This window comes from Lactiplantibacillus sp. 7.2.4 (genome assembly GCF_018991185.1).
Taxonomy (GTDB): Bacteria; Bacillota; Bacilli; order Lactobacillales; family Lactobacillaceae; genus Lactiplantibacillus; species Lactiplantibacillus pentosus.
This window is the reverse complement of sequence record NZ_JAGYGS010000041.1, coordinates 1-26,552: the sequence shown is the minus strand read 5'-3', so window position 1 is coordinate 26,552 and position 26,552 is coordinate 1. Positions and strand designations below refer to the sequence as shown.

24 protein-coding genes and 1 pseudogene are annotated in these 26,552 nt (G+C 46.3%); 9 read left to right on the top strand and 16 right to left on the bottom strand.

Annotated elements, in window-relative coordinates; genetic code table 11:
- Positions 1-184 precede the first annotated feature (184 nt).
- Entirely contained in the window at positions 185-643 is a 459-nt protein-coding gene (locus tag KGF70_RS11875) for a hypothetical protein (protein ID WP_216768855.1), read from the top strand.
- Between the two features lie 139 nt (positions 644-782).
- Here the strand turns inward: KGF70_RS11875 and KGF70_RS11870 are convergent, their stop codons facing one another.
- Positions 783-1,706 (bottom strand): alpha/beta hydrolase, encoded by a 924-nt coding sequence (locus KGF70_RS11870; protein WP_216768853.1) that lies wholly within the window; start codon positions 1,704-1,706, stop codon positions 783-785.
- A gap of 230 nt (positions 1,707-1,936) precedes the next feature.
- Between KGF70_RS11870 and KGF70_RS11865 the strand changes: the two genes are divergently transcribed.
- From KGF70_RS11865 to KGF70_RS11855, 3 genes are read left to right on the top strand one after another with little or no spacing between them, the layout of a single operon-like run.
- Complete coding sequence (locus tag KGF70_RS11865; protein WP_216768848.1) at positions 1,937-3,736, top strand: M3 family oligoendopeptidase; 1,800 nt, start codon at positions 1,937-1,939, stop codon at positions 3,734-3,736.
- Positions 3,737-3,754: 18 nt separating this feature from the next.
- On the top strand, positions 3,755-4,171 hold the full coding sequence (locus KGF70_RS11860) for a helix-turn-helix domain-containing protein (protein ID WP_216786449.1): 417 nt from the start codon (positions 3,755-3,757) through the stop codon (positions 4,169-4,171).
- An 8-nt stretch (positions 4,172-4,179) separates the two neighbouring features.
- Complete coding sequence (locus KGF70_RS11855) at positions 4,180-5,031, top strand: SAM-dependent methyltransferase (protein WP_120769070.1); 852 nt, start codon at positions 4,180-4,182, stop codon at positions 5,029-5,031.
- A 142-nt stretch (positions 5,032-5,173) separates the two neighbouring features.
- Here KGF70_RS11855 and KGF70_RS11850 read toward each other — a convergent pair whose 3' ends face one another.
- From KGF70_RS11850 to spxB, 5 genes and pseudogenes are all read right to left on the bottom strand, one after another.
- Positions 5,174-5,530 carry a DUF6483 family protein gene (locus KGF70_RS11850; protein ID WP_088770949.1) on the bottom strand — a complete coding sequence of 119 codons (357 nt, stop codon included), beginning with the start codon at positions 5,528-5,530 and terminating at the stop codon, positions 5,174-5,176.
- A 13-nt stretch (positions 5,531-5,543) separates the two neighbouring features.
- The gene (locus KGF70_RS11845; protein ID WP_050339589.1) at positions 5,544-5,831 is read right to left on the bottom strand and encodes a LasU family protein; all 288 of its coding nucleotides are present in this window, start codon (positions 5,829-5,831) and stop codon (positions 5,544-5,546) included.
- A gap of 216 nt (positions 5,832-6,047) precedes the next feature.
- Positions 6,048-6,770, bottom strand: a complete 723-nt coding sequence (locus KGF70_RS11840) for a hypothetical protein (protein WP_216768846.1) — start codon at positions 6,768-6,770, stop codon at positions 6,048-6,050.
- 120 nt (positions 6,771-6,890) lie between these two features.
- Entirely contained in the window at positions 6,891-7,499 is a 609-nt protein-coding gene (pnuC, locus tag KGF70_RS17790) for a nicotinamide riboside transporter PnuC (protein WP_367115002.1), read from the bottom strand.
- A gap of 740 nt (positions 7,500-8,239) precedes the next feature.
- Positions 8,240-9,998: pseudogene (spxB, locus tag KGF70_RS11830) on the bottom strand (pyruvate oxidase).
- A 231-nt stretch (positions 9,999-10,229) separates the two neighbouring features.
- On the opposite strand from spxB, the gene KGF70_RS11825 reads away from it, so the two are divergent.
- Positions 10,230-10,646: a hypothetical protein gene (locus KGF70_RS11825; RefSeq protein WP_050339594.1), complete on the top strand. Its 417-nt coding sequence runs from the start codon at positions 10,230-10,232 to the stop codon at positions 10,644-10,646.
- A gap of 107 nt (positions 10,647-10,753) precedes the next feature.
- On the opposite strand, the gene KGF70_RS11820 is transcribed toward KGF70_RS11825, so the two are convergent.
- The 6 genes from KGF70_RS11820 to KGF70_RS11795 all read right to left on the bottom strand — a co-directional run bounded on the left by KGF70_RS11820 (position 10,754) and on the right by KGF70_RS11795 (position 17,111).
- On the bottom strand, positions 10,754-11,539 hold the full coding sequence (locus KGF70_RS11820; RefSeq protein ID WP_088770947.1) for an alpha/beta fold hydrolase: 786 nt from the start codon (positions 11,537-11,539) through the stop codon (positions 10,754-10,756).
- A gap of 159 nt (positions 11,540-11,698) precedes the next feature.
- Positions 11,699-12,019 carry a thioredoxin family protein gene (locus KGF70_RS11815; RefSeq protein WP_003639365.1) on the bottom strand — a complete coding sequence of 107 codons (321 nt, stop codon included), beginning with the start codon at positions 12,017-12,019 and terminating at the stop codon, positions 11,699-11,701.
- 72 nt (positions 12,020-12,091) lie between these two features.
- Entirely contained in the window at positions 12,092-13,213 is a 1,122-nt protein-coding gene (locus KGF70_RS11810; protein WP_216768843.1) for a PLP-dependent transferase, read from the bottom strand.
- Positions 13,214-13,896: 683 nt separating this feature from the next.
- A complete protein-coding gene (locus tag KGF70_RS11805) occupies positions 13,897-14,205 on the bottom strand; it encodes a hypothetical protein (protein ID WP_225366846.1) in 309 nt (102 codons plus the stop codon).
- Positions 14,206-14,432: 227 nt separating this feature from the next.
- Positions 14,433-15,068 carry a hypothetical protein gene (locus KGF70_RS11800; RefSeq protein WP_225366850.1) on the bottom strand — a complete coding sequence of 212 codons (636 nt, stop codon included), beginning with the start codon at positions 15,066-15,068 and terminating at the stop codon, positions 14,433-14,435.
- Positions 15,069-15,341: 273 nt separating this feature from the next.
- A complete protein-coding gene (locus tag KGF70_RS11795; protein ID WP_216768841.1) occupies positions 15,342-17,111 on the bottom strand; it encodes a hypothetical protein in 1,770 nt (589 codons plus the stop codon).
- 299 nt (positions 17,112-17,410) lie between these two features.
- Here KGF70_RS11795 and KGF70_RS11790 point away from each other — a divergent pair, with 299 nt between their 5' ends.
- From KGF70_RS11790 to KGF70_RS11775, 4 genes are all read left to right on the top strand, one after another.
- On the top strand, positions 17,411-17,917 hold the full coding sequence (locus KGF70_RS11790; protein ID WP_050339600.1) for a DUF2798 domain-containing protein: 507 nt from the start codon (positions 17,411-17,413) through the stop codon (positions 17,915-17,917).
- 409 nt (positions 17,918-18,326) lie between these two features.
- The gene (locus KGF70_RS11785; protein ID WP_216768839.1) at positions 18,327-19,046 is read left to right on the top strand and encodes a hypothetical protein; all 720 of its coding nucleotides are present in this window, start codon (positions 18,327-18,329) and stop codon (positions 19,044-19,046) included.
- A 265-nt stretch (positions 19,047-19,311) separates the two neighbouring features.
- A complete protein-coding gene (locus KGF70_RS11780) occupies positions 19,312-19,800 on the top strand; it encodes a MerR family transcriptional regulator (protein WP_216768838.1) in 489 nt (162 codons plus the stop codon).
- A gap of 80 nt (positions 19,801-19,880) precedes the next feature.
- Positions 19,881-20,807 (top strand): DMT family transporter, encoded by a 927-nt coding sequence (locus tag KGF70_RS11775; RefSeq protein WP_216768857.1) that lies wholly within the window; start codon positions 19,881-19,883, stop codon positions 20,805-20,807.
- A 541-nt stretch (positions 20,808-21,348) separates the two neighbouring features.
- Here the strand turns inward: KGF70_RS11775 and KGF70_RS11770 are convergent.
- The 4 genes from KGF70_RS11770 to KGF70_RS11755 form a co-directional block, all read right to left on the bottom strand.
- On the bottom strand, positions 21,349-21,798 hold the full coding sequence (locus KGF70_RS11770) for a hypothetical protein (RefSeq protein WP_120769079.1): 450 nt from the start codon (positions 21,796-21,798) through the stop codon (positions 21,349-21,351).
- 34 nt (positions 21,799-21,832) lie between these two features.
- A complete protein-coding gene (locus KGF70_RS11765) occupies positions 21,833-22,213 on the bottom strand; it encodes a hypothetical protein (RefSeq protein WP_003639375.1) in 381 nt (126 codons plus the stop codon).
- Positions 22,214-22,226: 13 nt separating this feature from the next.
- Positions 22,227-23,240 carry a lipoate--protein ligase gene (locus tag KGF70_RS11760; protein ID WP_216768836.1) on the bottom strand — a complete coding sequence of 338 codons (1,014 nt, stop codon included), beginning with the start codon at positions 23,238-23,240 and terminating at the stop codon, positions 22,227-22,229.
- Between the two features lie 535 nt (positions 23,241-23,775).
- Positions 23,776-26,154 (bottom strand): SH3 domain-containing protein, encoded by a 2,379-nt coding sequence (locus KGF70_RS11755; protein ID WP_216768834.1) that lies wholly within the window; start codon positions 26,152-26,154, stop codon positions 23,776-23,778.
- Between the last annotated feature and the right edge of the window lie 398 nt (positions 26,155-26,552).

Genomic DNA, 26,552 nt, shown 5'->3' with positions numbered 1-26,552 from the left:
TAAAAGCAATCAGCCAGCAAGATTTTGCGGGCTGATTGCTTTTTATTATATTATAATTAAATTTAGCGGCTTGAATTTAATTATATTTTAACCTAAAATTGAACCATAACTTGCTAATACTTCAATCCGGATTGAAATGGTATTACATGAACACCACCACTGTCGATTTGAAAGGTGGACTAATATGGTTATTGTTAAAAATATCTTAGCGGCCTATTTACGTGGCGGACTCTTTTTTATTGCCGTGTACTATTTGATCACTGCTGACCCAGATGGCACACTGCAGCTCCATTGGACATGGCTTAATCTGTATTGGACGACTTCATTTCTGATTGCTTACCCATTACTGATTATCATCCGACCCCAAATCGGCCAACCGCATCTCAAAACCAAGTCGCTTCGTTCCAAGTCTGCTGCAATAGAACGTCAACAGCCCTCAAACTTAGCCGATACCTACCATGACGCGACTAATCCAGTTAAAAGCCGACTGGCAATCGACGCTGCTAATCAACAGCGTGATGCTGACATCAGTTTGATTGCTGATATTTTCTATTGCGGAATACTAATTATCATTGCATTACCGGCACTCATCATAGTTGGCTTGTCTCACATGATTCATCATCGACCAAATAAAAAAGTTTAGTCATGTTATTAACAACCAGTTTAAGAGCAATTGTCACGCGCTCATTGTGCAATCCTCGTGTCTGCGTATCCATCATAATGACAATAATAACCTTTCGATTCAGGCCTGCGATGCGGCTAAATCGAAAGGTTATTATATTTCAATCGACATATTGTGCTAAGAAACTAGCGATATGACGCTTATACCGTTGATAATTCTGAGTAATCGCAGTCGTGTGTCCAGCGCCTTTGACAAGCCAGAGTCGCTTGGGCTGATGCGCATTGCGATACAGTTGTTTGCCCATGCGGGTCGGCACAAAATCATCCTTCGTGCCACTGATAATCATAATCGGCAACCGGTTCTTACGAATTTGTGCGACCGCGTCCGCTTCTTTGAAACTATAACCCGCGCGTAATTTGGTAATCAGACTCGTCACGTTGACCAATGGAAATGCCGGCAAGTGATACAATTGGCCCGCTTGATAGCTGATAATGGCATTCGCACTAGTGAACGGACTATCGACCACGTACGCTTTGATTTGTGGAATCTGTCGCTCACCACTCGCCATGGTCATTCCAGCTGCACCCATACTAATCCCACTCATCACGATTTGCTTGGTTGCCGTCCGTTTGACCACGGTTCGGGCCCATTGCAAATCATCTCGCCGCTCGAGCCAACCATAGCCGACCGCTTGCCCCTGACTGGCACCGCTCGCACGTGAATCGGGAACTAGGACATTATAGCCGAGCTCATGATACATCCCTGCCCAAGCACCCATCAATGATTTATTACCGGCAAATCCGTGTGCCAGCACCACCGTTTTGGTCGATTTGTTGGCGGGAATGTACCACGCGACTAATCGCAAATGATCATGCGATTCAATTGTCCACGTTTGTTTCGCCGTATGTAAATACCAATATTTTTCATGATAGATCTGACTCTTTTTCGATAATTTCGTACTCTGAGTCACGAACGATTTGTCGCCCCTGGCAATCGCAACGTGATAAAAATAACTCCCCGCACCAATTAAGCCACCAGCAACTAACACCACCAGCACAGCTAGCGTTATCCACCACTTTTTCACACCTAACCACTCCTCGTATCTTGGCACTTCAAGACGGCCCAAATCTGCGTCGTACAGCACCAAATTCCATAAATAACGGCCAAAACAATCGACAATTCAACACAGGCTTAAAAAACGAGATGCCTAGCCATCGTCAAAAATCCGCCCAAAGCGGGAAAATTTTGCCACTACTTCCATAATAACCGTTATAATTAAAGATAACTAGACCAGATTGAGGAGGCCAATATTCTATGCACTATTCAGAAACGTGGGATCTAGACAGCATTTTTGCCGGTGGCATCGATTCACCCGCATTAGCTGAAAAGATGACTACGATCAAACAACAATTAACCACGACTACCGACGTTCTCGTTCATTGGCGGGCCGCAGCCGATACGCCGGATGCGGATTGGTTCACCCAACTCGTCAACAACTTGCAAGCGATTCAAGCCGGCATTGACCAAGCCACGGTCTTCGTTGTCGCCTACCAGTCTGCACACGCTGACGATACCAAGGCAGCGCCCCGACTGAATCAACTCTACCAACTCGACAATCAGCTGGATAATCTCTTGACACGCTTCAAAAAACAACTCGTGAAGTTGGATGCCAACACCTTTAAAGCACTCATCAAACAGCCGGCCCTAGCACCACTGGCTTTCAATCTCACTGAAATGCGCCAACAAGGGTTAGCACTTTTAGATGACGATACAGAAGCCTTGATCAACAGCTTGGCCCTAGATGGTTTTCAAGGTTGGAGCGACCACTACGACACGCTGGTCAGTGCGATCAAGGTACCTTATACGGATGAAACTGGTCAGACGACGCAACTTTCAGCCGGGCAGGCCCAAAATATGTTAGCCGCTGCCATGCCAAACGAACAGCGCGCGCAATTGATGCGTAATTGGGAAGCGGCTTGGCAAGCGTACGCGGCCCCGTTTGCCGACACCCTGAACCACTTAGCAGGCTTTCGTCTGGCAAATTATCGCGCACACGGTACCGATGACTTTTTGAAAAAGCCACTCGAATTAAACCGCATGAGCCGTGCGACGCTGGATACGATGTACCAAGTCGTCGCCGACAGCAAGCACCTGTTACTCAGCTACTTGCAACGTAAAGCACAACTCTTAGGCAAGTCACAATTGGACTGGCAAGATATCGAAGCCCCACTCGCCTTAGGGGAAGTACCAAGTCAGACTTATGACCAGGCTGCCGACTTCGTGATTAAGAATTTTCAGCAGTTCAGTCCCAAAATGGGAGCGCTCGCTAAACACGCCCTAGAAAATCGGTGGGTCGAAGCCGAGAATCGGCCGAACAAGCGTCCCGGCGGCTACATGGAAAACTTGCCTGAAACGCACGAATCCCGCATCTTCATGACGTTCACTGGCTCGCCCAACGACACGGCAACGCTCGCGCACGAACTTGGACACGCCTTTCATGGTAGCGTGATTCAGGATTTACCACTCTGGCGTCAGGATTATGCGATGAACGTCGCAGAGACGGCCTCAACTTTTGCAGAACTAATCGTTGCCGACGCGAGCGTTAAAGCCGCGGATGACACCAAAGCCAAGTTGACCTTGCTCGATGCTAAAATGCAAAACCCGCTTGCGATGTTCTTGGATATTCGCGCTCGATACTTGTTCGAGACCCGCTTCTATGAAGCCCGGCAACACGGCATCGTCACGCCAGACGAACTCTCACAGTTGATGCTGAACGCACAACAAGAAGCGTACGGCAACGCTTTGAGTACTTATCATCCAATGTTTTGGGCCAGCAAGTTACATTTCTACATCGACGACGTACCGTTTTATAATTTTCCTTATACCTTTGGCTACCTCTTCAGCCTTGGAATTTACGCACAGGCGAAGACCCAACCGGACTTTGAAGACCGCTACATCGCTCTACTACGGGATACGGCCAACATGTCGACCGAGGACTTAGCTGCCAAGCACCTCAATGTGGACTTGACTAAGCCCGCGTTCTGGCAAGCTGGCGTCGCCCTAATCAAACGGGATATTGATGAATTTATGGCCCTATCCGCACCGCTAATCTAACAGAATGGAAGTGAGCATATGTTTCCAGAACGTTTACGCGCCCTTCGACAAGGGCAAAAAATGACCCTGGCCCAACTCGCGACCGCGCTCAATCAGATGCCCGCCGCTGAACAGACGACCCGCAAAAATACCGCAGCTCAAATCGGCAACTGGGAACGTAATTTACGGACCCCTTCCTACCTAGAAGTTCGTAAATTAGCCGAGTTTTTTAACGTCACCACTGACTATTTATCAGGAAAATCGGACCAAGAAGAATACGACCTCGGACGGATTTTTTTATCTGGCAAACCACTGACGTTCAACCAGGAACAACTGTCCAGTGAAGACCGTTATGAACTATTTCAACTGATGGACGGCTACTTACATGGCCGTCAACACCGGGCCACGACGGATGTGGTCGGTCAGGAAGAATTAGATCTACATTTCGATGACTAGGAGTTATTATGAATCCCAAGAAATTAAAACAACTCAAAAAACGGGCGAAACAACAATCCGTGACCCCCTATATTCAGCAAATGACGCGTTACCGCACGTTGTTTAAAGACGACCCGCAAATCCTCGTGCTGATCAATAACGTGCTAGAAGCAGACCGGCTATTGGCCGCTGGATTGGCACCGCAACAACTACCGGTCTTAGAAGTGCCAGATGACTTTCAGGATCAGCTGTTTGCACGCATTAATCAACAGTACCCAATGGGCGACCCGGCTGGTGATGCCGCGTGGAACCAATTGTCAGCGGCCCTGCCAAAGGTCGACAAATTGTTGCGCGATTTCCGGGATTATTTGGAAATGCAATACGGGATGTGGGCCTACATCAGCGCCCCATTTCTCAAAGACTTAGCTGATTTCACCGGCAATAACCCAGTGTTAGAAGTCATGGCCGGCAACGGCTACATTTCAAAGGGGCTCAAGCGGCTGCATCCCAGTCAGCCAATCTACACGACCGATTCTAAGGATTGGACGCACGAGACTGGTAATCAAACGGGACGTCACCCGGTCACATCGATTGAAGCACTGGATGCTGTCAGTGCCTTTAAGCAATACGCAGGGTCCATCAAGTACGTTATCATGGCCTGGTCACCCGACAAATTGACCATCGATTGGGACCTCTTACAGGCAATGCGCCAAGATGAGCACGATATTCCACTGATTGTCATTGGTGAAAAGTACGGTGCAACTGGTTCCAAACAATTCTGGGACGAAGCGACCTATCAAACTGACGATGCGGTGACTAAGTTAAACGCCCATTTTCGGCCATTTGATCTGATTCACGATCAGGTCTACGTCGTCCGCTAACGCCCTCATTACTAATGCGCTAAATTAATCAAAACGAGCTTTCGGAATTTTTTCTGAAAGCTCGTTTTTTGCAGCTTATTTCATATTGTGTGTTGACAAAAGCAGCGTCGCTTCCGCTCCCATCAGTTGTTAGTATTCTGGATTATAAATCTAACTGCTTCAACTGTGCTAATCCCGCTACCAGTGACGCCCGCGATATTCCCCCGCTGGCGAGGTTCTGGTCATCAAATCGGTTGAGTGTCGCGTAGAACCAGATGCCTAACTTCAAGAATTCTGAGGCCGTCATGGCGTATTGTAACGCTAGCAACCGGTCTGCGGCTTGCGCATAGGCGTGCTTGTCGATTAATTGTGTCAGTTCGACTTGGTGCGGTAACGGTTTATCTTGTAACTCTGGAAAGACGACTTGGGTCTCACCACCCTTACGACGACTCAAAGTGTATCCCAGCCCCGTCGCAAATGCGCGCAACTGCCGCATCAACCAATCACTTTCATCTTGCATGGTGGTCTCCCCCCTAATTATGCGCCATCCAGTATATCGCTGTGATCGTTAAAATCACGGATAACGTACACATATAGCCGTAAAAGTGTTTTTCAGCCTTCGTCCGCGCGTGGTTTCCCTGGTACGCATCCGCCAAGCTGGTGATGAACGTTGCCAGAATCGTGTACAGAATCAGCCCTGTAAACGCGTAGGCACTCCAAGCACCACCAATTCCGCTGTGGGCCCGTTGTAGGCCGTAACCAATCAACCAAACCAGGCCTAAAATAAACGTCGGTCCGGCAATTAACCGTCGGTGAATCATCGTGTACTCCCCCTTTGTTGGTACCATATTCCACCTCGACTAACTCTTTACAAATAAGCTACATCAGATTTAACGACAACACAAAATAAAACTGACATTAGTGTGCGCTAACAAACCATCCCCATCATTGACTAAAGCCCCATCGTATAATGAGGAGACATTGGAAATACTGATGGTTGTTGTTTAAATGCACTGATATGTTGTTCCAGCCAATATTCAACGGTCATTGTTGGTCTCCAAGATATACGTAAAGTCTTTATTCGGCCGAATATCAAAACCTGCATCTACTGCACGCCACAACTGTGTAATGCCAGTCGCGTAATATTCCGTGAAGCCATCCAACTTTAAACTATTAATAAATTGTGCTGTGCTAACTTGCCGAAAATTTATTTCATGACCTAATAGATAACTGACGCTGGAACATATCTCATCGAATGTTGTCATACTAGCGCTAGTCCAAACTGCTTTAGTTAATACGTGTTCGGACATTAAATTCTCAGCTACCACCTCCCCTAAATCATGACATGTCAAGTAGGAAAATGCTGCGTCTGAGCGACAAGGATAGGCAAAGTAATTGTGATTATAAACAAGATTTGCTTGATACAATAAGTTCTCCAAGAATATGGGCAATTCCAACATTGAATACTTGACACCCGAAGCTAAAAGTTGGCTTTCCAGCTGTCTAGACTCTCTCTCTAAAATCAAATTTGGATTGATGGGTTGCACACCCAGGCAACAGATATACTGAACATCTGCGGAAATTGCCGCACGCAGGTATTCGCAACCCACTTTTAACCGATTCTGAATTGGTGGCACCATCAGAATCGCATCACATCCTCGATATGCTGGAATCAGTGTCTTCGCATCATTAATATTCCATTGAAATAATTTAACTTTGTCATTTTTAGCTACGCTTTGAATGGCACTGGTATTTGGCAATGCTAGTCGGAGTTCCACATCTGGAAAATTGCGCGCTAGGTATTCAATTGCTTCGTGACCTACTTTAAAAAAGTTCTCGGTCGCACCTGTAAAACAAATTTTTTCATGATATGCTCCCTTTCAGTCCTGATTCCAGCGAAAAAAGCCATATATTGCAATCCATAAAGTAAAAACGCGATAAATAAATTGAAATGGGTTTGCAAGAATTAGCCACAGAACAATTTGTAAGACATCGATCAAAATCCAAAACAACCATTGGGCCGAATAAAATTTCGCCATTAACGCTTGTGCAGTTAGCGTCAGAATAATTATTGCACCGTTTAATAAAGGGTACTGGGCATGAAAGTATCTCATTACAAGTGTAACCATTACAATTAGAACAACATTAATGCTCAGAATCAACAGCCAGTACTTCACTGACAATTTCTGTGATGCATCGTTGGTTGTGTTCACTTTTTCGGACAGACTAACCCTTGAAATCCATACTCTGATCCCAAAAACTTGTATAACTAATGTAATGATACATACGAGGACAATCCCATATAAATGATAGTGAATTGTTAACAGACAATACACAAATGCTTGTAAAATTCCCCAAACATAGTTACTAATCTTTTTTTCAATAATTTCAAATATACAAATTGAACTTAAGACTCCAGAAATAAAACTAATCAGTGCAATATTACTCAAATCAGATGACAACAAAAAATACAACTGAAAAACGAGCATACACAGCAATCCAAGGACAGAAGATACCCGCCAGCTGGTAAACAGCTCGTGCACCGTCAATCTAAATATTTTATTAATGCGACTCATCTCCTCACATTTAGTTTAAAAACTTTTTGTAAAAAACACCTACATGATTTTGTATCATTAGTGTAAACAGCAAAGAAAATCAAGGTCAACAACAATAAAAGAATAGTGTGTAAAATCTAATGACAGCTGCAATGACTTTCCGCCCAGCTTGGCGCAACAATTTGTATATACTAAATTTTCAATTCGATAATTAATCACAGGACTACTTATAAAGTAACTAATTGATCGTGTGCACTAGTTTTCAGCCAGACTTAAACATAAACATCTGGTCCGTCATTACTTATACGGTCTTCTCTGTTGGAACTTTTACGAACCGAGCCCTTTTGCTTGAACATCTTCAACTCCTCCTGTTCCTGATGACCATTTAATCAATTGCTTTGTTGCTGACTTACTATCACATTACCTTTTCACCAGGACAAACAATGTGCGTCCTGAGCTTTTGCGCACATCTCAACCTTAGCTAGTTTCAGAAATCAAAATGCTATGTCTGTCATGAACAACAGTACCATCAACTTAATTAGAAACCGACGACCTACTCCCACGATGTTCACCGCCCACTAGATTGATCTCTGACCCTCAAAAAAATTGGCAGCTCTTCCACAATGGAAGAACTGCCAATTCGTGATTCCAATCTCAACGATTAATCGTGAGGTTTATTGTACCTTGAATTCTTTGAAGTAACTGGATAATGGTTTCAATTCATTAGCATCGTACTTTTCTTTAAATGCGCTGACCGAAGCATCGGATGTCTTGGCTGGATCGACATCCAGAATTTCAACTGGTAAGCCCCGTTTGTCAGTAATCTTAGCATCAATCAAGACTGGACGACCCGCTTTTAATTCGGCCATGGCCGTTTCAAAGGCATCATGTAATTGGGCAAAGTGGTCGACACGAATCCCTTTGACGCCCATCCCTTCAGCGATTTTTGCAAAGTCGGCATCGAGCAAATCGATCCCATAGTATGGTTGCGGCACGTCCTCTTGTTCAGACTTAATAAAGTTCAACGTTTGGTTAGACGTGACAATATTGAAGATTGGCAAGTGGTACTTTACTTCGGTCAACAAGTCTTGCATGACCATTGAGAAGGCCCCATCACCGGCAATATTGAAGGCTTGACGGTCAGGATAGCTCATCTTGGCAGCAATTGCCCCGGGAACGCCGGCACCCATCGTCGCAAATAATGCAGAGGTCAATAGTTTTTGCTTAGGGTTCATCTTTAAGAACCGGAAACTGTTGATGGTGTTGTCACCGACATCCATTGAGAAGACGGCATCGTCTTCTGCGACCCGGTTGATTTCTTGATAAACTTGTTCATATTCCAGTGGATCAGTCGTCCGTTCACTTAACTTCTTCAAGTACTGCTTCCAATCAGCCATGTCGGCCTTGGCAGCTTGATAGTATGGTGATGGTGCAGCCTGTTCACTCAAGGCTAAGGCCCGTTTGATGAACACCTTGGCATCGCCATTGACACCGAAGTCTAAATGGTGATGACGACCAAATTTACCAGGATCTAATTCAATTTGAACATACTTGAAATCATGGGTCGTGTACATAATTTGGGCGAATGAATAGTCCGCACCGACTGAGACAACTAAGTCCGTAATCCCCATGAGTTCATCCGCAGCCTTGGAAGCAGCCCGGTAAGCACTGCCCATGTTGCCCATCGAAACTATCTGGAATGACCCCTTTGGCTAAACCAGTGATGATGATTGGCACTTGTAACCGTTCAGCTAAAGCCATCATATCTTCGGTCGCGCCACGAGTCCCTTGACCAACGTGGAAGACGGGGTACTTGGCAGCTTTGATCATGTCTAAGACGGTCTTGACTTGGTCATCCTCGATTTCAGGAACGCCCCGTAACTTGGCAGGAACACTCGCTGAATCATAGTTTTCATCCGGAATTTCAACATACCCAAAGTCATTTGGAATCGTGACGACGGCAACGCCATTTTCCCGGTAAGCGGTCCGGATTGCCTTATCGACAACGTATGGTAGACTTTCAGGCGTCATTACAGTCCGATTGAAGACGGCGACGTCACTGAAAATTGGTTCTTCTGCAAATTCTTGGAAATAATCATAGTTCATATTGGTATGGGCAACTTGACCCACTAAGGCAAGTACGGGAACGTGGTCTTCCTTCGCATCGTACAGTCCGTTCAGCAAGTTAACGGCACCAGGGCCTGCAGAACCAAATGCGACACCAATCTTCCCGGTTAACTTCGCATCAGCCGCGGCAGCTAGTGCACCAACTTGTTCGTGACGCACTTGTACGTATTGGAGCCGATTTTTCTCGACGTCCAACGCGTGCATGGTTGCATTAAACGACCCACCGGCATAGCCGTAAATCTGCTTAATATCCCAAGCTTCTAACACCTTCAACATTGCGACGGATGCTTCAATCATCTTTGCCATAGTAAATGCCTTCTTTTTTAAATTCGTTGTATACGTTTTCATTTACGATTATTAGCATACATCTAAATTGTTCAAAATTCAATTGTAAACAATCATTATTTTAAAAATATTGGCTTAACTAACCAAATCGTCACGTCAGCTCCCCCGTCAAAGCAGTGCTATAATGCGGATTATTTTGATTTCAACCAGTTCGTTCAGCGCGTAATTATGGTTCGGTTTCGAGGCGAAATAATGAGAACTCATCAATTAATTAATATATTGACCGCCGAATTGTCAGCGCTACCGGTACTCATTGTCGCGTATTACGCCATCACGGCCAAGCCCACTGGTGAGTGGCAATTGGTCCTTAATCTACCGGTGTGCTGGCTAATTAGCTCGTATCTGATCAGTTATCCACTGCTCCTGTCAGCCATCCCGATGCTACGTCGCAACCCCTTCAAAATGCAGTCAATCTCGGTGCAGGCCAGTTTAAAGTATCACTCTCATTTGAACGAACGGGCTGCCCGTTGGGATGATGAAATGAATCTCGCCATTTTTATATTGGAGCGCGGGGTCTTGATGCTGCTGTCGGAACCGGTGGGACTGCTGTTACTTCTGTATTTTGGGATCCGGCGACTTCAGCACGATGCCAAACGAAAAACGCCCTAGCTGTTTGTAAATCTGAACAGCTAGGACGTTTCGTTTTATGGATTAGTTTCAAAGCATTTAGTTAGTAGCCGACGCACTGTTAACAATCACTAACAATCGTCGTTGCCTTATTTCAAAATACTAGCCGCTAAAAAGTCGACCGCAGCTTCCTGAATCTTATGTGGCACGTGATGAACGCCACCCTCAGCACGTTTGAAGACCGTTGCACTCAGAGCTGGGGTATCTTTGAAACGGTGCTTGAAATCACGCACATATTGATATGGCACCATCTGGTCGGCCGTTCCGTTAAAGAAGAACATTGGACGTCCAGCCAGCGCTTCTGGATGTTCTGATAAGTCAAACTTGGCCAACTGCTGATACGTTTTAGTAATCAATGCATCTGGTAGTTTGGCTTGTAAGGCTGCTGGTAGCTGCGCAACTTGGTCCTTGGCGAATGAGACCGGTTCAGGTGACCCAATCAGTGACACGCCGGCAACAACTTGCGGCTGCGTGGCCATCACACCTGCAGCGGTAATACCACCCATGGAAGTCCCCATCACGCCGATCTTGTCCGCATCAGTGATTCCAGCCGCAACTAAACTATCCACTAATTGTGGAAATTCAGCCACCGAATGGCCGACGATCGACCAGAAGTGTTCCGGATGGCGGTCTAAGTCAGTGCCATCATTGCGGCTACCATGCAAATAAGCAGTTGGTAAAATGACCCGAAAACCAGCGCGAACTAGTTGATAGGCCGCGGATAGTTCTGTTGCCGTTTGGTTCGTCCAACCATGATAATCGATAATCGTTGGTAACTTCGTCTGTGCTTGACTCGCTGCAAACACGTGTAAGACGGGCAAATCGCCCAATTTGGTCGTACGGACTACCACGTCTTCAAATAAATTCGTTGTCATTTTTATCACCGTTTCCAAAATTAATAGTTAATAGTGTAGCAGAAGCCCAAACGAAAACCAACCCAAACGCGCCCATCGTGGTTAAAGCTTAACCATCACGGACACATCTGAGTTGGCAATTAAGTCGACTAGCCACTACTGACCAGTGTAATAAATAAATTACTTTTCAAGTGTATCTAAGAAATCTTCAACTTGTTTTTGCGTCTTACGGAACTTGTCGACATAGCGGCCAATTTCTTGACCATCTTCAATACCAACGAAACTAGGAATACCCATTACACCCATGTCTTGAGCGATTTCAATGTTCGCGTCACGGTCAACCGTAATCCAATCGTATTGGTCGTACTTGGCTTCGATTTGGGGCATTACTGGTTTAATAAACGCGCAATCCGGGCACCAGTCCGCCGTAAAGAATAACATATGCTTACCCGTCTTGATTCGGTCGCGAATTTCTTCGTCGCTTAAAGTTGCAGTTGCCATAAAAAATGCCTCCAATATTCTTGATGATACCTATAGTTTAACACATACTAAAAGTAAGTAAAGGACTTTGCGCTATTCGCTCGCACGTTGCAACGCTTGTTGTAAATCAGCTGCTAAATCGGCCACGTTTTCGATACCGACTGACAAACGTAATAAGTTCGGCGTGATGCCCTTTTCAGCGCGCTGTTCAGGCGTCAAATCGGCGTGTGTCTGGACGGCGGGAACGGTCAGCAAGCTCTCGACCCCACCCAGGCTTTCGGCAAAGGAAATCACGTTTAACGCGCATAGGAAGGTGTCGACGTCGGTCCCGTCAGCCAGGTAAAAACTGATCATACCGCCGCGACCGGGGTATAAGACCCGCGACACGTGTGCATCCGCCGTCAACGCTTTGACGAGCGATTGGGCATTAGCTTCTTGTTGGTGTAAACGAAGCGGCAACGTCTTCAGGCTTCGCAATAGCAACCACGCGTCAAACGGATCTAACACGGCACCGGTCGTCACCAGATTGAATTCTAAGGCCTTGGCATCCGCCTGGTCTTTGACCACGACCGCGCCAGCCAGCACGTCATTGTGGCCAGCCAGATACTTGGTCGCTGAATGCACGACGATGTCAGCACCCAGGTCTAACGGCTTTTGAATCAGCGGCGTATAGAACGTGTTATCCACAATCAATTTTAACCCGTGGTCATGGACAGTCGCAGCGGTTGCCTGAATATCAATGACTTTCATCGTTGGATTGGACGGCGTTTCGAGCCATAACGCAACGGTGTGTTCATCCGCTAAAGTTGCCAGTGCCGCCTGGTCTTGTCCGTCCCAGACCGCAAAATCCAAATGATAGTGGTCATGCAGTAAGTCAAAGAATCGATACGAGCCCCCGTATAAATCGTCTGAAACGATAATTTTGTCCCCACTATGGAATAACGTGAAGACCAACTGAATCGCGGCCATACCTGAAGTGAGCGCATAAGCGGCCACCCCGTGTTCCATTTCAGCTAACACTTGTTCCAAAATACATCGCGTGGGTTGTGCTTCACGCGGATAATCAAAGCCCGTCGATTGGCCGAGGCCGGCATGCCGATACGCCGTTGATAAATAAATCGGTGCTGAAATCGCCCCGGTCTTCTCATCATCACTCCGATTACCCGCTTGCGCTAACCGGGTTTCAATATGTAACTCGTCTGTCTGCTTTGTCATGTTCTCAATCCACCTTATTAAATTTTATGCCATTAATCGTAATCTCATCCTAAAAATGAAAACACAAAAAACCGCCATCTATCAGGGACGCCGGTCGCGTGTTACCACCCAAGTTCAATTGCGGGTCGCCCCACAACACTCATCAAGTTGATTTCAACTCACTAGGATAACGGCTAGTCCCGCCAGCACAGCCTTGTGACCGCTACTGGGCATTCCGAGTTCATCTTCATTAGGCCGCCACCTTGCCGCTTTGCACTCACTACGGCTCCCTGTTAAAAACGCAGACTAACTACTCTTCTCATCAACATGTCATTTAATGATATTTTCATCTTACTCTCATGATGAGGTGAGTGCAAGGCTAATTTTGCGCCAGCCGGCCTATGAAACGCGTGCGGAATCGCCCAAAAACTTGACGTCATGTGGCTGGAGCGACTGGTCGGCGTGCTCAAAATTTTGGCGCACCGATCGTATTTGGGTAACTTCCAGCGGGTTTAACCCAATTCGAGCTGCAGCTGCTGCTGAGAATTATCATCATTAAGTTAGCAACCGAGCTAAATCGTTCCGAAAATCGTTAACTTTGAGTGCCACGCTATCAAAAAAGGAACCACCAGCATCGGCAGTTCCTGACATGATTTACATTTTCTAAACTAACTTCTGAGCAAAAAAACGTTCGCCAAAGCGACTTATCCGAATAATTTTGAAACAATCACAAAATAAATCAAAATCAAAGCGGCTAGCCCCAACGTCTTCAGCAACGCGAGCCACTGTCCTCCGGCTGTTCGCCCCTTTGGTCCCAAGCAGAGCACCAAGCCACCACAAATCACGGCTAATGTTCCAAGCTCGCGGCCCCAGTCAGCATTCCACACATAAACAAACGGCCCAATCAGACCACTCACCACGGCAACAATCCCCATAATTTTAAGAATCAGGCGTCCAAGCCGCTTATCCTTTTCATCATAAATCTCATGTTTCTCTTTTGCCAACTTATCCACCAACCTTTATAACCTCCCTCTAGTATGCCGTATTTTGAATGTGAGGGCAAGAAGGCGGTTACACGTGGTGCTGAGTTGGTAGTAGCCATAGTGTGAGTAGAACGCTGGTCGAGCCATACCCGCGTCTGCCATCTGGCCATGAAAAAAGTCCATACAAAAAGACTCCTCCAGAATCATTTTCTGAAGGAATCTCCTTGACCGTTGTTAGCCTACTTCAGTCGAACGGCTTAAGGTTGTGTCGAAACGACTTGCCAGACGTCCCCTTGGGCAAGTTGTTGCTGCTCAAGTTGACCCTTGGCATTAACCCGGAACCGGCCTGCTAAGTGCGCGACATCGGCGTTTTGATTTTCATAAACTTCAACGTAGACGAGTCCGCCCTGTTGATACTGGTTGAAGACAAAGTTCTGCTTGTTAGCAGTTGTCCCTTGATACTGGGCTGCCACTTGATGCCAAGCCCAATCGTTGATCTGACTAGTCGTTAAATGTTGCGTTGCAACGGTACTACTAGTCGCTGATGAGGACGATTGCTTGCTAGTCCCCGTGGTTGCGGAACTAGCTGCTTGACTGCTGGTCGTCGTGGAATCCGTAGATGATTGTGCATCCGTCCCAGTCGTTGATGCACTGGAACTATCAGAAGTCGCAGTTGTTGACGAGTCATCAGCTGTCGAAGACGATTTTGTTGCGGTTGACTTCTCGGTCTTAGCATCTGACGAGGACGCAGACTTGCTCGACTTTTCAGCCTTCTTTGACACGACCGTCTTCGTTTCACTAACACGTTGTTGACTAGTTTGGTGGTCGGCCTCCAAATAATAGCCACCCCCAAGCGCTGCAATTGCGGCGATTACTGCGGTACTAACTAACACTTTTTTCAAGATAATCAACTCCCCAAAGATTAATTGTCTGATACTACCTAAAGCATACGCTATGTTGACTCACTTTACCAACGTTTACCTGTTTTAGATGCAAATTTAATGTTTCGATAAGAATTGGGGTTCAGTTAGAAAATTCGAATTCAGAAAATGCCGCCGCTTGCAGCAAAAATGTGCGATTAACGAAACCAGCAGACACACAATTGGCTTGCATCCCACAATAGATCTCACAAACGCACTGCCTCAATGAGTACCCTAATTATCCCCCTAACGTTTATTGCGCCGATTCTTTTTGGGCCGCTTACGCTTCTTCTTTTTTCGGAATGCCGGTGTCGCATCCATCCCCAGCCTCTTGTGCAAGCGCAGTTTCTCATCTCTGACAACTTGTCGCAGAGCTTGTGCACGCTGCTTTGGAAGCGTTGCATACATTTCTAGCATATCCACCATGACAATCAATTTATCCATATCATCGAGCTTTATTCGTTGTACAACCCTTTGTTGTTCAGCACCATCAACCACTGAACCAGGCCCGTATTCAAGCGACATGGTCTCTTCAAGCGCTTCCGTAGTCAATTCTTCAGGCTGTAGAAGGTTGCAGTCGTATGCACGGCCAAGGTAAAACTCAAAAGACTCCACATAATCAGAAACGCGGGCTGTATTTTCAGGATGCTTTTGCTGTTGATCTAAATAGGCCCTAAACCCCAGTTCAACAGCAAAGCGGTGGGCCTTAATCGCATCCTTACGATGCCAAGACCGACCCTCGAAAGTCTCAATATGCGCATCCGGATTCAGGTAATCCCTTTCCTGATCAGGGCTGTAAAAGTCAATCAACTTGGCCAGTTGCTCTGGATCATCAAATACTGCCGCCGTGATTGGAAAGCCATTCTCATATTCACTACTGATGTCATTCTTGTGGTCAGTCACATAATTGTTGATACTGTCGTCATCATTCAAGTCAACACCAGCCGCTTGAATTTTCAGGATCATCTTCTTGTCTACCGAATAATTGTTGGGATCCTTAGCTGCTTCAACCATTTTTGCAGCAGCCTCATGAATATACCGTTGGAGTTGAGCGACCTTATTTGGTTTCATCATCTGCTCGGAACCTACGATACTAATCAAATCAGTTAACATTGGACCAATCGCCGCATATTCTTCTTGACTATAAAGACGATCCGCAACAAAATCACCCGTCAGAATCTCAACCAACATATGCTTGGTCCAACTTCGCGGCAATTTACGATAACGGTTATACCCAATCACCAATAATGTTTCAACAACATTTTGCATAAAGTCGGCTGTGACCACCTCGGGACGGTTCTGCCATTCTGGACGCTCTTGGTAGATTTTCATTAATCTCGAATACTGAAGATTCACTCTCAATAATCGGCTAGGTTGCCAGATTGGCAACTTTGGATCCCGATTAACTCGGGTACTAGGATCATCATCAAAGTCATCTTCAGTCATGGATGACCCATCCTGGCCCAAATCAACACTCGGCACAAAGTCATCATCGGAATCAAGGTCGGGGTTATCCCAAAAGTCAACATCGTCGAAATCATCATCATCGGAGTCGTCATCATCCATAAATCCTTCAGTCTCAACTGGTGTCGAAAATAATGCCAATAAAAGATTTGAAAGACTGCCGGCTTCAGGATTCTCTTTTTTAATCTCTGCCATCACCTTCGAAATTTCAGCGGGCTTCGCATTAATTTGTCTCGTTCGTGCTAAGTAAGTACAGTACGGTTCACCGATGACGACCGGTCCTTCCACCAAGAACTGCGTGCCATCGATGTCGTCATCATGCTTGACTTGAGTCAAATAAGCGCCAATGGATGCTGCTGTCCAATCAGCATGGGACTTGCCGATATAATCAGAAAGAGCTGCATCTAGCTGGTTACCCACCGTTTCACTTAAATTATCCCAGCTCAATCCGATGATATCAGAGACACCATCCATCTGATCATATTGTGTCTTAAGTGGCTGGTATTCCGGGGATGCTTTAAACCCAGCCCAAATTGATTTAAATGTTGCCATGTTACCCCTCGTTTCATTATCTTTTGATCTTTTAATTCCAAAAACTGAGCCCACGCCATCACTAACACTCACCAGGCTTGACTGATGGCTGCGTGGTCACGACGCATTCATTTAATAGTTCTATTATACCGTACAGTCCTAATTAGTACTTAATGAGACCAAGTATCTGTCACTAAATCCGTTTTTCTGCTTACAAAATGTAACCGGTTCATAATTTGTCATCAAATTGTTACTTATGTGAAGCCCATTTTCATGCTATAGTAATCAACCGATACTAAAATTAGGAGTGTGTCAATAGAATGCCACGTAATTTAAAAGAAGAAGTTGTTTTCACTGCCATCATGGCTGGCTTAATGGTCTTTGTCATGACCGCCTACAACGTTACCCTCGCTCAAGGCTTTAGTAGCGGCTTGGTAATGGCAATCCTTAGTGGCTACCCACTCGGTTTATTCGTTGCGATCCTGTTAGACTTATTGGTCGTGGGACCAATTGCCAAACGATTAGCTTTCAAATATATCATTAATGATTACATGCGTAAAAAGGTCGTCTTAATCGGAATTACGATTTCCGTCTTGATGGTGCTGGGCATGGTGACTTGCATGTCCTTCTTCGGCATCGCAGTCGAAGGTGAATTGGCTGGCGGTCACGTCTTAGCGACTTATGGTCATACTTGGATCTTTAACTTGATTGTTGCCCTTCCACTCCAACTGCTCATCGTTGGCCCAATCGCCCGCGCTGTGCTTGGAAAGATGCAACAAGCAACGGCGAACACTGAGTCCGCAGCTACGGTAGAAGAAGAAGATTAATCGTCACATTTAATACTTGAACGCGTGCCTGACTAGGTAAATCCTAGTTGGGCACGCGTTTTTTGAATTGAACGTCCACTGGTGTCGCTCCCTCGCCCGTCCAGCATGACGGTTCAACAAGGCGTCTCACAGGTATGACCGTGTTTTAGACATCTCACAGCTACTGTGACAAGTTTTCACTGCCAATGCCGGGATACAACCATCTTTTAAATACTTCAGAAGCAACCTGCTAACAATGTCCAAGCCCCTCTTAACAATCCCACTGACAAATTCAGGATGCCCGACTGACTTCACGATAATTTATTCGGCAGTCATACCAGCCACCACACCGTCCACCCCCAACAGCTTAACTTTCTTAACCGCAATCCATGCTATGCTAATTGAATGAACTTAATTGGGGTGAAACATATTGAAAAAATGGTTAAGCTTTGGGGGTTTTTTCCTATGCTTATTAATGGTACCACTCCACGTCCAAGCACGTGCAGGTGGCAATTACGGCGGTGGTGGCAGCGACTCGACGTCGACTTGGAATCGGTCGAGCAGCGACGAATATTATGATGACCGCCGCGAATTTGACCGTCCCAGGATAATAACTGGTTGGCGGCACAATGCAACTGGTGGCGGTTTCGGCTTACTAGTCGCTGTTATCGCTATTAAACGCTTATTACGACGGCGACGCCAGAACTTACTCGCCAATCAAACGGACCTGCCGCCGACCCTAGCAGCGGCCTTTGAAACGCTGTTCTATGAGGTGGAAGCCGCCTGGACGCGTAATGATTTGACGTCGCTACACCGCTTGATGGGACCAGGATATTATCAATATCAACGCTGCATCATTATCGGTTTTATGATCCAGCGCAAATTCAACGAGCTTGACTCACTGCACCTGATTTCACTCCGCCAGCTCGACAATGGTCCGGGTCGCGCTATCAACATCTTAGTCACCGCGCAGGCCCGCGACTACTTCCGATATGCCAATAAAAGTGCCACGTTCAACCAACAGGCCAAGGATTCAGCTTACATTGAACGCTTTCAAGAAATTTGGACGGTCAAATGGGATGCCCAGCATCAACTGCGGTGTCACCAAATTACGGCGGTTCAGCCAGATACAGACGACAACGTGCGCTAAGGCTCAAGTACTATGCGTTGATTTTAAGCCATACGCTGTGAACAGAAGCGCGACACTCCTTATGCAAGTTGCCTGCAGTGCCGCAACTAATTTTTAATGATTAACCACAAATCGCCCCGACCAGCAGTCAAATTTTCTGCTGATTGGGGCGTCTTGCGTTTCAAGTTGTCATCATGTAATTCAGGGATAATTTGAAACTAAATCGACCCCAATTTCCCGTACATCATGGTATGGTAATGATAACGATTAAGGAGGTATCACGAGGGTGAAAACATACGGAATTGGTGCGGTGGCTGAGCGCATGGGACTTTCAGTTGCGACGATTAGATATTATGACGAGATGGGATTACTGCCATTCGTCAAACGCGACCAGGCTGGCCGGCGCCGGTTTACCGACGATAATATTCAGCTATTACAAATGATTTTGGACTTAAAACGCGCCGGCGTGGCCATCAAGGATATTGCCCACTTCGTCTCCTGGCGCTTAGACGGCGACGATTCATTGCACGAGCGCTATCAATTCTTGGCGAAACATGAACAGACGCTCGAAGACGAAATCAGCCAACTCGAAAGTTCGCTGGCCTACTTGCGTTTTAAGAAATGGTACTATCGAACTGCCGAAGAAGCTGGTACAGAGAAGATTCATCTACGGGCTGGTTCCAAACAAGTCGACCCGCAAACTTATCGTGAGTATCAAGAATTACTTCAAGCAGGTCACACCGCTCAGAAACTTGGGAACGGTTCCAAAAATTAATTTAGGCTTTAGACTTGACCTCAAGTTTACTTGAGCTAGTAAGCTATGATTCATCAACTGTTATAGGAGTGTGATGAATGATGTTCTTACTCGCTTTAATTCCAATTTTAATGGGCGGTGGTCTGGCCATGCAGACCGCGGTCAATGCCAAACTACGTCAATTTGTGGGGTCTCCCTACTTAGCTTCTGCGGTCTCCTTTAGCGTCGGTGCGCTATTCTTGATCGTACTCACGTTACTGAGTGGCGTCTCACCGTTCGTCTCACTGACGACAATTGCGACCAACCCGTGGTGGATCTGGCTTGGTGGCCTTTTAGGCGTCATTGGTCTAACGGTCAACTTGCTACTCTTCCCACGACTTGGTAGCATTCAAACGGCGGTTTTGCCGATTTTTGGCCAAATTGTGATGGGTATTCTTATCGACCAATTTGGCTGGTTTGCTTCACCGCGCGAACCGCTCACGATTGTTAAAGTCATCGGATTAGTATTAGTCACCTTAGGCATGCTGGTCGCCACCGTCCGCTTTAATCATGCGACCGCTGAATATCCGGTCAAATGGCTCTGGCTGTGGCGGTTACTTGGTATCGGTGCTGGGATGCTAATTGCAACTCAGGCAGCCATCAATGGTCATCTAGGCACGATTCTCCAGTCATCCGTCCACGCTGCAATGGTTTCGTTTACCGTCGGCGCAGTACTCTTACTGTTACTGATTGCCGTCTTACGGGTACCCACTAAGCCACTTCAAATCGCCCTTCAAGCTGGTCGAAGTTACTGGTGGATGTGGATCGGTGGCTTCTTAGGTGCAGCCTATGTTTTCGGTAGTGCCTGGTTAGTCCCGCAGATTGGGACGGGTCAGGTGGTCGTGATTGCATTATTTGGCCAATTGCTGTTTAGTGCCATCATTGAACAATTCGGTTGGTTCGAAGCCCAGGCACAACGGGTCAAACTCCTCCGCTTAGTCGGCCTATTGCTGATGTTAGTGGGTGTAATTGGAATTCATTTCTTATAATTATCATTAACGGGCCTATCTCAAAGTGGGATAGACCCGTTTTTGCATCAAAACAATGCCAGATACTGACCGGGCAATGAAAAAAACGTCTCGTCATTCCCGGAAAATTCGTTGCAATTACTCATCAATTTAACTGTGAATCACAAATACAAAAAAAGACGCGTATCAGCCATCCGAAAATGGTCAACACGCGTCTATTCACGGCACTGGCAAAGCCAGCGGGGGTGACACTCCACAATGTCAGTGACCCAAGCACTCTGAAATACGTCAGAGAAACGTGCCCCGCTATCAATATTAGTCACTAGCCGCTCGCGCGGAACCGTTATTACTAACGATCTGACTCTATCGACTCATCGCAAGAACAACCATAACATCTTAATCTCTAAAATGCAAGGTATCAGTGACAAAAACGGTGGTGCAATTGACTAGCAATCGACGCCACCGTTCCCATTGGTATTTTGATTTTGGCTTGGCTCCAATATCAATTTTAACAATACCACATGTTTGTAAACATTCAGTAACTGACAGGTAAAGATTGTGTTTAATCTTCAACCGCCGTGATCTGGTCCAAACGGTCGACTTGCGCTGACAGCCAATCCGTCAGCAACTTTTCGGCGTTGGCCTGGTCAGACAGCACATCATCAACTGAGCCTAATTCATCGATCCGCAAGCCGGATTGGAGCGCTTCGGATTCGGCAATCATATAGACGTTGATTGGCATCGTGTCGTCTGCGACCGTCACCTTGCCAATTTCAGTTAAGTTTGCGAGTGGCAGGTTAATGACACTCGTCTCAAGCCGAAAGCTAATCGCGGGCTCATGAGTCGTCGTCAAGGTGATTTGGGCCAGCTGGTCTTGCTTCACCGCTGCGACCAACTTTGCTAACCACGGTTGAACTTGCGCCGTTAATTGGTCATAGGTCCCCGTTAAACTGGCCTGGGTCACCTTTTCGGCCGTGACATCATCGATAAAAGTTTGTACGTTTCGTTGCATAAAACTCGATCCCTCATTTATTTTGTCAATTTCGTTAATTTGTTCGTCGCCAACGTGTGAGTAGCACCAACGTGTAAAAGTTGATTCCGAGTCCAATCACACCCATAATCTCTAGCAAAAGCTTGATTTCCATTCCAGCCGTACTTTGATAGCCAGACATCAGCGCACTGATGAGTCCAAGACTGTATATCAGCACCACTAGTCCGAGCACGTAGAAGCCCAACATCCGGTTAATATAAACCGCCAGAACGCCTAAAAAGTACAACACGAGCGCAATCAGCAAGCCCTGCCACATTTCTGCAACCGAGATATGCTTGGCTTGCAAGTGAAAATGGCTGGTCGACATCATCCAATTGACGATACCGTAACAAAAAAAGGACACAAACGCAAATGCAACTAAGCGAGTCAGTTTCAACAAATCACTCCTATTACTGGGCAATTAAGTCGATGATAGCAGTCCGTTCAATGCCAGTGAAATACTGGTTTAAGTCGATATCAGCTAAAGCGTCCGCAATGGCTTCATGGTCATAACGCACCCCGTTCAGCGCTGCTTCGATATCTTGGACGTTACCGCTACCAAAGAAATCACCGTAAAATTTAATATTATTGATCAAGCCGTCATCTACTTTGATGCGGGCATCAATGGTTCCCATATCAAAATGTTGCCGCCGTTTAACTGAGAATTCAGGCGATTTGCCGTAAACCCAATCCCAATTAGCATAATAGTCTTCGTAAATTTTATCAATAGCTTTTTGTTGTTCAGGCGTTACGCGATATTCCTTATCGGCGATTTGGTCGAGTGAATCAACGTGGAATAATTCCTTCAATAACGCATCTTGAAATTCTGGCACCGTGATATCTTGATACTCTGGTGCCAGGTATGGCCGTAAGTTCGTGACCCGACTCCGGACCGACTTGATGCCCTTCGATGCAATCTTATCAGTTGGAACCGTTAGCGCTTGTGGCACGACGTTTAAGTCGACATTCAGCATCAACGTCCCATGTGAGAAGGTCTTGCCATTCCGCGAATACATGGCGTTACCAGAAAACTTCTTGCCATCAACGAGTAAGTCGTTACGACCACTGACCGTTGCCGTCGTTGCACCCATATCGTGCAGTGCATCGATAATTGGCTTGGTAAACGTCTTAAAGTCACCAAATTCTTGGCTATCACTGTCGACCACAAAGCTGAAACAGAGATTGCCTAAGTCCTGATAAACAGCGCCACCACCAGATAACCGACGAGTGACGGTAATATGATGTTCACGAACATAATCTGCATTGATTTCTTCAAGCGTATTTTGATTACGCCCAACGATAATGCAAGGTTCCTCATAATAGAACAAGACCAATGGTTCATCAAAATCTACATTGTTCATTAAATACTGTTCCGTAGCCAGGTTACGGCCAATTTCATGATCTTTCATTGCGACATAGTACATGGTTTAAAATCTCCTTCAGCTTTAGGTTACTTTAATCATACAGCAAGATGAAAAAAGGACCCACAATGTGAGCCCATTTTTTGGAAGAATCATACAAAAAAGTTTAGCGTGGCGTTCTTCACACCACAAGATGACTGATTCACTATCCACATCCATGAACGTTTGATTGGCGGCAATCCGTTCTCCGTGGAGCTAACCGTGCCATCAATAGATGGAGGTTGGGTCAGTCAGTTATCCGAAATTAGCGGAAACGCTGCTATACTGCACTAGCTATCACTTGACGGGTTTGTTACAACAATTGGGTAACGGTTTGATACTGACCTGTGATTCTTCCGATGAATCCAATATAGCATAGAATGTAAGCGATTGCAAACCTGGCAAATAAATGTTGTTCCCGTCGACAGATCTTAAAAATCAAAAACAACCTAGTCAGCCGAAGCCAACTAGGTCGCCGAAACTTAATAGCGGCCGTAGTCGCTATCCATTTCACTAACGCTATTATAGAACCACTTGAAAGCAGTTACAACTCAAATGCTTAGTTCTTGATCATTGCAACATAGTGGGTCGCACCAGAGCGACTAAGGTACCGTAACCAGGTATAGCCTTCTGCTTGTACCGTCCCGTTATAGTAGACCGTTTCACCTGGATTATATTGTCCAACGATCCCTGCACGAGTTGTTGGCGCCGTCCGAATGTTAGTCGTCGTGACAAATCGGAATGCACCGGTGGTATTAGTTGGCGTGCTCGTCGTGTTCGATGACGATGATGACGCCCCACTAATCGCAACGTAGTGTTGGGCACCAGAATAGGACAAGTACCGTAACCAAGTTTGCCCATCAGCGGTCACCTTGGCGTTATAGTACACCGTCTCGCCAGCATTGTAAGTGCCAACATTGGCAGCATTACCTGCTGGGGCGTTCTTAATCGCTGTCGTATGGTTGAACCGGTAGCTACCGCTTTGTGGCGTCACTTGTGGCTTAGAAACACTGTTGCCACCGGTATTACCACTGATTTGAACGTAGTGTTGGGCACCAGAATAAGATAAGTAACGTAACCAAGTCTCACCGTTAGTCGTCACCTTACCATTATAGTAAACGGTGTCGCCAGCGTTATACGTCCCCACCGTGGCAGCGTTATTGGCCGGCGCATTCTTGATGGCCGTCGTATTTGTGAAACGATAAGCCCCACTGGTTGCGACGACGTTAGGCTTGTTGACTGGCGCAACTTCATCGCCACTCGTGGCCACGTAATGTTGGGCCCCAGAGTAGGACAGGTACCGCAGCCAAGTCGTACCGCCAGTAGTTACCTTACCGTTGTAGTAAACCGTCTCACCGGCATTGTAAGTGCCAACGACCGTGGCCGACTTGCTAGCTGCGGAGCGAATATTGGTTTTGACCGTGAACTTATAACTACCACTAGCTGGTGTGACCGTAGCTTGATTCTCATGGTTGTTGTTATTGTTATTGGTTGCTTGACTAATCATGACATACCGTGAGACCCCTGAGTAGGATTGGTAACGTAGCCAAGTGGCATTATTGACCGTCAATTTACCATTATAGTTGACAGTTTCACCGGCATAATACGTGCCAACTGACGCACTATTTTGGTCAGGTGAATTGTGAATCGTCGTGGTCTTGGTGAACTTATGTGTACCACTCGTTACCGTCACATTTTCGTCAGGTAGCGTCTGAGTATTATTGTTATTACCAGTATTCGTCTGACCATTTAAAACTTCTTGATCCCACTGGTGTAACTGGTTATATTCAATGATGCTGATCAGTGAGCTAGCATAAGTTGGCGCGGTCGCGTAACCATCTTGTTGTAAGAGGCTCGCAACGCGGCGATAGTCCGTGACACCCAGTAAATTACTGTAACGTGGGTTCTCCACTAAGAAGGCGCCGTGGTCTTCAACACTAGCTGACCAGTTCGGATATTTCCGGAACGCATCTTGAATCGTGATGTATTGTGAACCGTTCCATTCCTGAGTTGGGAAGTAAATCGATTGTCCTTGATAACTCCCCTTGATACCAAATAAATTATTACCGGCAGTGGCCAATTGTGACTGGCCCCAACCACTTTCGAGAATGGCTTGGGCGGCGGTTACGGATGGTAAGACTTGATACTTATTCCAACCAGAGACCGCACCCGCTTTAATCTGACTTAAGAAGATTTCTTGGCTGGTAAGTGCCCGCGTTGCCCGTGCTGCCACAGCTGGTGATTGAATCGCAGCCGCAACTTTGGCCGTCTCAACTTGTGGCGTGGCTTTTGGCGTCGCCTGTTCAGCCGCTGGTTTGGTTTCTGCGGACTTAGACTCTGCCGACTTCGCTTCTGCTGACTTGGCTTCAGAATCCGCCGAAGCAGCCGATTTAGCAGCTGAACTGGTCACTGCCGAATTGGCGTGGTCGCTTGTCGCTTGGCTATCTTGACTGGTTGCCGCACTTGCTTTAGCCGTTTCATCTAACTTGTCGACCGCACTTGTCGTTGAAGCCGCCGTTGCACTGGCCGCAGTTTCATCCTGCTTAGCTGCTTCCGATGACGAGCTTTGCTGGTCTGTACTGTCAGCTTTAGCGGACTGACTGGTTGCTGCACTTGCCGCCCGCACCGTTACCCGGCTGGTCGCACTGGTAGCCGCTGCATCCGACTTCGATGCTGCTGAAGTCGTTGTCGTACTTTCAGTGGCCTGGCTGGCAGTGGATGCTGATTGCGTCTCACTACTCGTCGCTGCCGTATCCGTCTTGCTCCCCGCGCTCAGCGTCACTTGCTTGCTGGCAGTGGAGGTCGCACCACTCTCCTTGGTTGCAGAAGATGGCTTGGTGGCCGTCGCTGTCGTATCCGCCTTACCACTTAGCATTGGTAATAAAGCGGTACTCAATAATAATGAGGTTACTACTTTTTTCGTCATTCCTATTTTCAATTTGATTTCCCCGAACTTTCCGTGAGTTAGTCGTCAATACAACTGAATGTATCCCCGTTGATACCTGCTGTTACAAAGTAATCTTAGCATGTCGACCAGTCACTTTCAAACAAGTTTGCTTTCAATTATTTTATTAATAGCAAACCATTGATACCGTTATCATTTTGAGACGGGAACTAGTTAACTCTTGCTTACCATTGAGCCAGTCAACAATCTGCTGAAACTATTGCTAATACTGCATTTTAGCCGTACTCCGGTATCGAAATTTATCAGCAGTCCCTGATTATGCCATTAAACAGACTGCAAACAAGTTTGAATTTAAAAATGTTGCGTCGTGAAAAAATTTGCCGTTTTCCAGATCTATTAATATAATTATCCTTACTAACTGAAATCGAGTC

What these genes read in the sequence shown, in the direction of transcription:
- KGF70_RS11875 (WP_216768855.1), top strand. Translation starts at nt 185, where the DNA reads ATGGTTATTGTTAAAAATATCTTAGCGGCCTATTTACGTGGCGGACTC.
- KGF70_RS11865 (WP_216768848.1), top strand. Translation starts at nt 1,937, where the DNA reads ATGCACTATTCAGAAACGTGGGATCTAGACAGCATTTTTGCCGGTGGC.
- KGF70_RS11860 (WP_216786449.1), top strand. Translation starts at nt 3,755, where the DNA reads ATGTTTCCAGAACGTTTACGCGCCCTTCGACAAGGGCAAAAAATGACC.
- KGF70_RS11855 (WP_120769070.1), top strand. Translation starts at nt 4,180, where the DNA reads ATGAATCCCAAGAAATTAAAACAACTCAAAAAACGGGCGAAACAACAA.
- KGF70_RS11850 (WP_088770949.1), bottom strand. Translation starts at nt 5,530, where the DNA reads ATGCAAGATGAAAGTGATTGGTTGATGCGGCAGTTGCGCGCATTTGCG.
- KGF70_RS11845 (WP_050339589.1), bottom strand. Translation starts at nt 5,831, where the DNA reads ATGATTCACCGACGGTTAATTGCCGGACCGACGTTTATTTTAGGCCTG.
- pnuC (WP_367115002.1), bottom strand. Translation starts at nt 7,499, where the DNA reads ATGCTCGTTTTTCAGTTGTATTTTTTGTTGTCATCTGATTTGAGTAAT.
- KGF70_RS11825 (WP_050339594.1), top strand. Translation starts at nt 10,230, where the DNA reads ATGAGAACTCATCAATTAATTAATATATTGACCGCCGAATTGTCAGCG.
- KGF70_RS11820 (WP_088770947.1), bottom strand. Translation starts at nt 11,539, where the DNA reads ATGACAACGAATTTATTTGAAGACGTGGTAGTCCGTACGACCAAATTG.
- KGF70_RS11815 (WP_003639365.1), bottom strand. Translation starts at nt 12,019, where the DNA reads ATGGCAACTGCAACTTTAAGCGACGAAGAAATTCGCGACCGAATCAAG.
- KGF70_RS11810 (WP_216768843.1), bottom strand. Translation starts at nt 13,213, where the DNA reads ATGACAAAGCAGACAGACGAGTTACATATTGAAACCCGGTTAGCGCAA.
- KGF70_RS11795 (WP_216768841.1), bottom strand. Translation starts at nt 17,111, where the DNA reads ATGGCAACATTTAAATCAATTTGGGCTGGGTTTAAAGCATCCCCGGAA.
- KGF70_RS11790 (WP_050339600.1), top strand. Translation starts at nt 17,411, where the DNA reads ATGCCACGTAATTTAAAAGAAGAAGTTGTTTTCACTGCCATCATGGCT.
- KGF70_RS11775 (WP_216768857.1), top strand. Translation starts at nt 19,881, where the DNA reads ATGTTCTTACTCGCTTTAATTCCAATTTTAATGGGCGGTGGTCTGGCC.
- KGF70_RS11770 (WP_120769079.1), bottom strand. Translation starts at nt 21,798, where the DNA reads ATGCAACGAAACGTACAAACTTTTATCGATGATGTCACGGCCGAAAAG.
- KGF70_RS11760 (WP_216768836.1), bottom strand. Translation starts at nt 23,240, where the DNA reads ATGTACTATGTCGCAATGAAAGATCATGAAATTGGCCGTAACCTGGCT.